At 72.5% G+C, this 8,038-nt stretch carries 7 protein-coding genes; 3 read left to right on the forward strand and 4 right to left on the reverse strand.

Features of this window, described 5'->3' with window-relative positions; all coding sequences use genetic code 11:
- Position 1: 1 nt before the first annotated feature.
- The 4 genes from ABD286_RS14550 to ABD286_RS14565 all read right to left on the reverse strand — a co-directional run bounded on the left by ABD286_RS14550 (position 2) and on the right by ABD286_RS14565 (position 4,276).
- Positions 2-1,696 (reverse strand): FHA domain-containing protein, encoded by a 1,695-nt coding sequence (locus tag ABD286_RS14550; RefSeq protein WP_344194710.1) that lies wholly within the window; start codon positions 1,694-1,696, stop codon positions 2-4.
- Complete coding sequence (locus tag ABD286_RS14555; RefSeq protein ID WP_344194712.1) at positions 1,693-2,511, reverse strand: PP2C family protein-serine/threonine phosphatase; 819 nt, start codon at positions 2,509-2,511, stop codon at positions 1,693-1,695. The genes ABD286_RS14550 and ABD286_RS14555 overlap by 4 nt, the downstream gene beginning before the upstream one ends.
- Complete coding sequence (locus ABD286_RS14560) at positions 2,508-2,981, reverse strand: hypothetical protein (protein WP_344194714.1); 474 nt, start codon at positions 2,979-2,981, stop codon at positions 2,508-2,510. The genes ABD286_RS14555 and ABD286_RS14560 overlap by 4 nt, the downstream gene beginning before the upstream one ends.
- A 215-nt stretch (positions 2,982-3,196) precedes the next feature.
- Positions 3,197-4,276: an SGNH/GDSL hydrolase family protein gene (locus tag ABD286_RS14565; RefSeq protein ID WP_344194716.1), complete on the reverse strand. Its 1,080-nt coding sequence runs from the start codon at positions 4,274-4,276 to the stop codon at positions 3,197-3,199.
- Between the two features lie 237 nt (positions 4,277-4,513).
- Between ABD286_RS14565 and ABD286_RS14570 the strand changes: the two genes are divergently transcribed.
- The 3 genes from ABD286_RS14570 to ABD286_RS14580 form a co-directional block, all read left to right on the forward strand.
- A complete protein-coding gene (locus tag ABD286_RS14570; protein WP_344194718.1) occupies positions 4,514-6,385 on the forward strand; it encodes a glycosyltransferase family protein in 1,872 nt (623 codons plus the stop codon).
- Positions 6,386-6,424: 39 nt separating this feature from the next.
- Positions 6,425-7,225: a hypothetical protein gene (locus tag ABD286_RS14575; RefSeq protein ID WP_344194720.1), complete on the forward strand. Its 801-nt coding sequence runs from the start codon at positions 6,425-6,427 to the stop codon at positions 7,223-7,225.
- Positions 7,222-8,038 (forward strand): glycosyltransferase family 2 protein (locus ABD286_RS14580; RefSeq protein ID WP_344194722.1); only part of this gene is annotated, 817 nt, incomplete at its 3' end. The genes ABD286_RS14575 and ABD286_RS14580, both read left to right, overlap by 4 nt.

Raw genomic sequence — 8,038 nt, forward strand, 5'->3', positions numbered from 1 at the left:
GTCACGAGGGGACCTCGTAGCTGAAGGTGACCTCGTCGGCCATGCCCACCACGGTGCCCGGCTCGATGACCTGGCTGTCGCTGGGGCGCAGGCGCACCGCCTGCTGGCCGGGCAGGGCGACCGTGGTGCCGTTGGTCGACCCGAGGTCGCGCACCAGGACGTGCCAGCCCTCGAGGACGACCTCGACGTGGTTGCGCGAGATGTCGTTGTCGCGGCTCACGACCCGCACGAGGTGTGGTCGCTGCGCGGCGGGCAGGTCGGCGTTGACCTTGGGCGCGCGACCGAGCAGCACGCCACGGTCGAGGGTGACGACGTCGCCGGTGGAGAGCCGGATGCGCCCGAGCGGCGGGCGAGGCGTCTGGAACGGCTGCTGCGCCGGGATCTCCCGGTCGCAGACGCGGCAGCTGCTCGCGTGCGGCGGGCTCGGGTGCCCCGCCGGGCAGAGCACCGCGAGGACGATCGGACCCCTCGGTATGGAGCCGGTGGCCGTCATCGGCAGGCTTGCCCGGTCGACGGTGGCCTCCTCGACCGCGGGGGCGTCCGGGGTCGCCTGCTGCACCGGCGGCGGGACGGAGACCGTGTGCGAGGCCGCGCCCCGTCGGCCGGGCATCTCGCCCGCGGCACGAGCCGCCTGGGTGTCGGTGACGGCCGGTGCCGGAGCCGGGTCCGGGTCTGCGGCTGCAGCCGGTGCCGGAGCAGGGGCGGGTGCCGGAGCAGGGGCGGGTGCCGGAGCTGGCGTGGGCGATGGCACGGGAGGGGTGGTCGGCACACGAGGGGTGGCCGGCGGACCGGCGGCGGGGGCGTCGTCGGACGGGGCGACGTTGCTGCCGCCGCGGCGCCACGGCACCGACTCGATCAGTCCGCTGCCGGAGGGCCCGCCCTGCCGGGGAGCAGGCGGGGGCGCGGGGTCGGAGGCGGGCTGGGACGCCTGCTGGGGCAGCGCACGCGTCGGGGGCACCGGTCGACCGGCCTCGGTGTGCTGCGGCGGGGGCAGGGTGTGGTCGGCCGGCGGTGGCGGGACCACCCCGGCGGCCTCCTCCATGGGGGCCCGACCGATCGGCGGCTCCTGGAGGGTCCCGGTGTCGTGGTTGGGCAGGAACGGCGGCGTGCCCGTCGAGCCGGGTGCACCGAACAGGTAGTCGTAGCCCGGGACCTCCTGGACGACCGGCTCGTCGGCGGCAGCGTCAGCGGCACGCGCCTCGTCCTGCGACGGCGGTCCGCCACGGCGCAGCCGGGCGGGCACCTGCCACCCCTTGACCCCACCGGGCGAGCTCAGCTGACCGTCGGGCAGCGCCGCCGGGTCCGCGGGACCGACCGCGGGCTCGGGCACGGCCTCGCCGGAGTGCAGGACGAGCTCGGGCGAACCCTCGGGGGCGTCCTCGTCGGCCCACGGGCCACGCCGCGCGGCCCGGATCTCGACGTCGCCGCCCGGAGCCGGCACGACGGCATACGCGGTGCCGCGGGCGACCACGCGCACGGGGTCACCGTCCTGGACGGCCACGAAGTCGGGGGCGGTGCGCACCCCGTCACGGGTGAGGGCGTCGAGGAGGTCGTCGAGCTCGCCGGAGACGGCGGCCTCACGGACGCGGCCCACGACGTCGTCGGTGGCCTCGCCGCGCACGAGGGCGAACACGCCTCCAGCCGAGATGGCGGACCATCCCGGCCGGTCGGGGGTGTCGAAGCGGATCTCTGTCATGCCGACGACCTCGTGACCTCGCTGCGGGGAGCGGTGTCGACCTCGTCGTCGTCGCCGTCGTCCTCGCGCCGGTCGAGGGCCACGACGACCACGGTGACGTTGTCGCGCCCACCGGCGGCGACGGCGGCGTCCACGAGGGCGACCGCTGCCTCGTGCGGGTCCTCGTGCCGACCGAGCAGGGCCGCGATCTGGTCGTCGCCGATCTCGCCGTTGAGGCCGTCGGAGCAGATGAGGAAGCGTTCGCCGACCTGGGGCGGGAAGACCCAGAGGTCGACCGCGGGCATGGAGTCGGAGCCGAGCGACCGGGTGACGACGTTGCGCAGCGGGTGGCGCGCGGCCTCGGCCTCGGTGATGAGGCCTGCGTCGACGAGCTCGCGGACCTCGGAGTGGTCGACCGTCACCATCCGCAGGTGGCCGTCGACGTAGCGGTAGACGCGGGAGTCGCCGACGTTGAAGACGGCCCAGTGGCTGGACCCTCCGGCGGAGACGATGGCCAGCCCGGCGGCGGTGGTGCCCATGCCGGTCTGCTCGGGGTGGCGGGCGACCGAGCGCAGGATCTGCTCGTTGGAGTCGGCGAGCGCGGTCACGACGTCGTCGCGCACGAGCACGACCCGCTCGGCGAGCCCGCGCAGGGTGTCGACGACGATGCCGCTGGCGACCTCGCCCGCGGCGTGCCCACCCATCCCGTCGGCCACCGCGAAGACGGCGCCCTCGGCGAGCAGGTTGTCCTCGTTGTGACCGCGGACCCGGCCGACGTCGGTGGCCGAACCGGCGCGCAGGGTGAGCCCGGCGACGGTCACGGACGCCGTGCTCACCGCGTCACCCGGACGGTCTGCATGAGCTCCTGGATGGTGCCGTACTCCGCCTCGACCTCGGGCCCGCCGACCGAGCCGGTCACCTGGATGAGGTCGACCACCTGGCCGCGGCGCGCACCGGCGAAGAGGTGGGCCTGCACGACGTCGCCCACGGTGTCGTCGGTCCACGAGACGTTGACCCCGACGAAGGGGACGGTGTCGATCTCGACCTCGAACGGCTCGTCCATCTCGCCGTCGGGTCGCTCGGTGACGAACGCCTTGAGCTCCGCCAGGGCCCGCCCGATGGTGAACTCCGCGGAGCGGGTGAACCCGCGCACGACGAGGTTGGGGGCGAAGCTGCCACCCTTCTCCGCACGCCGGGCGGCCAGCAGCGTCCCGGGCACGCGCACCGGCGACCAGCCGTCGGGGATCTCGACGGTGACCGAGGGCGGGCCGGGGAACTGCTCGCTCGGGTACTTCAGGGTGGGCATCTGGACCTTTCGGGGGACCGCGGCTGGCGGCCGCTCCGGGCAAGGCTAGATGGGCAGCAGCCCGCCCCCAATGGGGAGAACTCCCCGGTCCGCCCTGCCGACGCGGCCGGGGCAAGGCTCCCACAGGTGGGCAAACCGGGAAACCTCGACAGACAAAACCCGGGGTATGTCGCCGGGCCGGCAGTCCGCGCGCCCCGTGCCAGTCCCGCGGACCGTCAGCGCGTCTGAGCGGGCGGCGGCGGAGTGATGGTCGGGATGGGTCCGTCGTCCGGCGGCGTGGGGTCCGGTGTCGGGTCGGTCGTCGCCGGGGGCGGCGGCGTGCTCGAAGAGCTCGACGAGGACGGCGGCGGCGGTGGCGGTGCGGGCGCCGAGGAGGAGGACGACGAGGACGACGACGAGGACGAGGACGAGGACGACGTGGTGGTCACCGGCGCGGGGATCGTGGTCGTGGTCGGGGCCGGCTCCGGCGCCCGGACGACACCGCCCAGGAGCTGGAAGACGGTCTCGCCCCAGAACGAGTCACCGCGGGAGTTGAGCACCTCGGGGTCGGCGGCCGAGACGTAGGAGTTCGGGGCACCGGTGCCGATGAAGGCCTTGGCGACATCGAGGGTGCGGTAGCCGCGGGACTTGGCCCAGGCCGCTGTGGCGGTGCGGACCTTCTTCTGCTGGTCGTCGAAGGTCGGCGGCTGGAGCGTCACGAGCAGGGTGGCGGACGGGTACTTCTTCTTCACGGCAGTCGACACGGCCTGGAGGTGCTTGGCCACCGTGGAGGCCGAGTCGTTGCGCCCGTAGTTGAGGATGACGAAGTCGGGCTTGACCGGCACGAGGAACGGCACCCGCTGGGTGGCGTAGTTCGCCGAGGCGCCGGCGCGGCTGCCGTTGTAGATCACGGTCGACGGGCCGGAGGAGCCGAACGACGACTTGATCGTGTAGGTCGTCGGGTCGGCCGGGTTCAGCCGGTTGAGGGTGACCTTGCGGTCCTGGGCGAGGTACTGGCTGAACGCCGTGACCCACTCGGCCTCACCGTCGCTGGTCTGGTCGCCGAGGACCGCCAGGGTCACCTTGGCGCTGGAGCCGAGCAGGGCCTCGGGCGAGCGCGGGGCCGCGGTGGTGGTCGTCGTCGTCGACGGTGTGGCCTTGGTCGTGGCCGTCGTCGTCGGGGTCTTCTGGGCCGGGGTCGGCTCGTCCACGGTGGGTCGTCCGGTGGTGAGCAGGACGACACCGACGACGAGCCCGATGTTCACGACGACGGCCAGGAGACCCAGCCAGATGTCGGTCCCCCGGAAGCGGTGCATTCGGACATTGTGCCGCACAGGGTGGGGTGATCCCGAACTGGCGCGAGTCGCCGAGCCGAGCGAGTCGGGGGCCCTGACCTGCTTGTCCGTTATGTTGACCGGGACCTCGCGCGCCGGGGAGCGCACCGGGCCCGGCCCGGGTGACCCCGCCGCATACCCCTCCGTCCCCCTGAGGAGACCATGCCCGGCGCCGGCTCCCGATCTGCTGGATCACCGGCCGCGCGTGCGGCCCGACTCGTGGCCGACGCCCGGCGGGCGGCGTGGCACCTGCGGCGGGGGGGCACCGACCAGGTGCGGCAGTGGTGGCGACGCCGCGACCTCGACCAGCGCCAGCCGCGCGGGAGCATCAGGCTCGGTGGGGACGGGCTGCTGGAGGTGCCGCCGTGGCCGCTGCCCGACCGAGCCCCGCGCCGCCCCGACCTGCGGGTCGGCGTCATCCTGGACGACTTCACGAGCCTGGCACTGGGGTACGAGTGGGACCAGGTCGCCCTGACGCCCTCCGGCTGGCGCGAGGAGGTGGACTCCCCGCGGATCGACCTGTTGTTCGTCGAGTCGGCGTGGCACGGCAACGGCGATGCGTGGCAGTACCACCTGACCGGCACCTCGGCGCCGCGGCCGGCGATCGTCGAGCTCGTGCAGTGGTGTCGCGACCACGGCGTACCGACGGTGTTCTGGAACAAGGAGGACCCGGTCCACTACGAGGACTTCCTCGACACGGCCCGCCTCTTCGACCACGTCTGGACCACCGACTCCGACCGGGTGGCGGACTACCACCGCGACCTCGGGCACGAGCGGGTCGGCGTGCTGCCGTTCGCCGCGCAGCAGACGTTGCACAACCCGATCCGTCCCGCCGACGGCCACCAGAGCCGCGACATCGGGTTCGGGGGGATGTACTTCGCGCACAAGTACCCCGAGCGCCGCGAGCAGATGGACCTCCTGCTCGGTGCGGCCGACGCGGTCTCGTCGCGGATGACCACGGGGCTGGAGATCTTCTCCCGCTACCTCGGTGGCGACGAGCGCTACCAGTTCCCTGCGCCGCTGGACCAGCGTGTGGTCGGGTCGCTCGACTACCCGCGGATGCTCACGGCGTACCGCGCGTACAAGGTCTTCCTCAACGTCAACTCCGTCGTCGGCTCACCGAGCATGTGCGCGCGACGGATCTTCGAGATCACCGCCTGCGGCACCCCCGTCGTCTCGACGCCGAGCCGCGCCATCGGCGAGTTCTTCCCCGCCGACGAGGTCCTCCAGGTCGGCGGCGAGGACGAGGCCCGCTGGACGCTGCGCGCCCTGGTCAACAGCCCCGAGCTGCGCGACCGGACCGTCCACACCGCCCAGCGCCGGATCTGGGAGTCGCACACCTACACCCGGCGCCTCGACGCCGTCCTGTCCGCCGCGGGGCTCTCGTCCGGCTCGTCCGCCGCGCGCCTGCCGTCGGTGAGCGCCCTCGTCTCCACGAACCGCCCCCAGCAGCTCGACCACGTCCTGGCCACGGTGGCCGCCCAGCGCGGTGTCGACGTCGAGCTGGTCCTGCTCACCCACGGCTTCGAACCTCCCGCCGAGCTGGCCGGGCAGGCTGCGGACCTCGGCCTGCGCCTCACCCTCCTCACCGAACCCGCCGAGACCACCCTCGGCGGCTGCCTCAACCGCCTGGTCGCGGCGGCGTCCGGTGACGTCGTGGCCAAGATGGACGACGACGACCTGTATGGCGCGGACTACCTGCGCGACCAGCTGCACGCCCTGGACTACTCGGGGGCGAGCGTCGTGGGCAAGCAGGCGCACCACATGTACCTCGAGGCGCTGGACGCGACCATCCTGCGCTTCCCCGAGCGCGAGCACCGGTTCACCGACCTCGTGATGGGCCCGACGATCGTCACGCACCGGGACATGGCACTGGCCCACCCGTTCGCCGACGTGTGGCGCGGCGAGGACACCGGCTTCCTGCGCGACGTGGTCGCCTCGGGCCTGGCCGTCTACTCGGCCGATAGGTTCAACTTCGTCCAGATGCGGCATACTTCCGTGCGCCACACCTGGGAAGCGACGTCAGCAGAGCTGCTGGCCAACGCGCGGGTGCTCTCCTATGGCCGTGCCGACAGGCACATCCTCATCTGACCCCACACCCCCAGGTCCTCGAGAAGGGTGATCACAGCGATGCATGCCCCCCGTCCATCGCACGCCCCCGAGTTCAAGCGACTCGCCCAGTACATCCGTGACGACGCCGCCGGGGCACCGCTGGTCTTCTGCCCCTCCCCGGGCAACTGGGGCGACTCGCTCATCAACGCCGGCAGCAGGGCGTTCCTCGCCCACCTCGGGTTCGCCTACGTCGAGCTGCGACGCGAGCAGATCCTCGACCACCCGGACCTCGCCTCGTGCCACGTCCTCGTCGGTGGCGGAGGTGGATGGTGCGAGTTCTGGCACACGACGCCCGAGCTGGTGTCCTCGCTCGCGCCACAGGTGAGGTCGATGACGGTGCTCCCCACGACGTTCGGCGAGCCCCCCACCCAGCCGGAGCCCACCGAGGGAGTACGCCTGTTCGCCCGGGACGACTCGTACTCGCTGGACAACCGCCCTGACGCCATCTTCTGTCACGACATGGCCTTCCACCTCTCCCCGGATCCGGTGGACGACCCGTCATCCGGCAACCACCTCAGCGCCTTCCGGATCGACAAGGAGCGCGACCAGGCCTCGGCCCGGTCCGAGGACCCCGCGAACCGCGATCTCAGCCTCGAGGGGAACGGCTTCTCGGCATCGAGTGGCTTCTACGACCGTCTCCGGGAGTTCGACTCGCTGGACACCGACCGACTCCACGTCGCGATCGCCGGCGCGCAGCTCGGCCTGGACGTGACCCTGTATCCCAGCGCCTACCCCAAGATCGAGTCCGTCTACCGGAGCTCGCTCGAGGGGACCTTCCCCAACGTGGGCATCCACAGTCACGAGGGGCCCGTTCGGTGATCGACCTGACCGTCATCATCCCGATCAGGAACCGCGACGCCCGGCGGGTGGAGCTGGCCGCATCGACCCTGGCGGCGGCCTGCGGGGACCTCACGTTCGAGATCATCGTCAGCGACGGCGGGAGCTCCGACCTCGACGAGGTCGCCGCCGCCTCGCACCGCATCGGCTCGATCCTCGTCTCGACACCCTCCAACCACTGGAACAAGCCCGTCGTCATGAACCGGGCCCTGTCGGTGGCTCGCGGCGAGTGGATCCTGTGCGCAGACGTGGACATGGTGTGGGCCCCCGGGTCGATCGCGAGTGCCGTGTCCCGGCTCCGGGGGTCGTCCAGCGACAGCGTCCTGGCGTTCCAGACCCGGGACCTGCCGCCCGGGCCGTCCAACGCCCTGCTCGACGACTTCGGACAGATCCCGTGGGGCGAGCTCCAGCAGGTCTCCCAGATGCACTCCCGTTGGGGCAACGGCGTCCTGCTGTTCCCGAGGGCCCTCGCCGCGAAGGTGGGTGGCTACGACCAGCGACTCAGCGTCTACGGGGTCGAGGACCTGGACTTCTGCCTGCGGCTGCAGTCCGTGGGCGCCATCTTCATGTGGAGTGCACCGCGCCACGAGCGCGTCTACCACGTGTGGCACCCGACTCTGCAGAACCGTGACAAGCGCCTGGGGTGGGCCAAGCGGGCGCTCGAACGCAACCGCAGCATCCTGCGCACCGACCACTCGGTGGTGCGGAACGTGACCGAGGCGCGGCCGGTGGACCAACCCCTGGTCACGGTCGCCATCTCGACCCAGAACCGGGCCGACATGCTGCGCACGGCGA

The sequence above is a fragment of the Pedococcus aerophilus genome (genome assembly GCF_039532215.1).
Taxonomy (GTDB): Bacteria; Actinomycetota; Actinomycetes; order Actinomycetales; family Dermatophilaceae; genus Pedococcus; species Pedococcus aerophilus.

Excerpts from the sequence above, each read along its gene's own strand:
- ABD286_RS14575 (WP_344194720.1), top strand. The coding sequence starts at position 6,425 with ATGCATGCCCCCCGTCCATCGCACGCCCCCGAGTTCAAGCGACTCGCC.
- ABD286_RS14560 (WP_344194714.1), bottom strand. The coding sequence starts at position 2,981 with ATGCCCACCCTGAAGTACCCGAGCGAGCAGTTCCCCGGCCCGCCCTCG.
- ABD286_RS14565 (WP_344194716.1), bottom strand. The coding sequence starts at position 4,276 with ATGCACCGCTTCCGGGGGACCGACATCTGGCTGGGTCTCCTGGCCGTC.
- ABD286_RS14550 (WP_344194710.1), bottom strand. The coding sequence starts at position 1,696 with ATGACAGAGATCCGCTTCGACACCCCCGACCGGCCGGGATGGTCCGCC.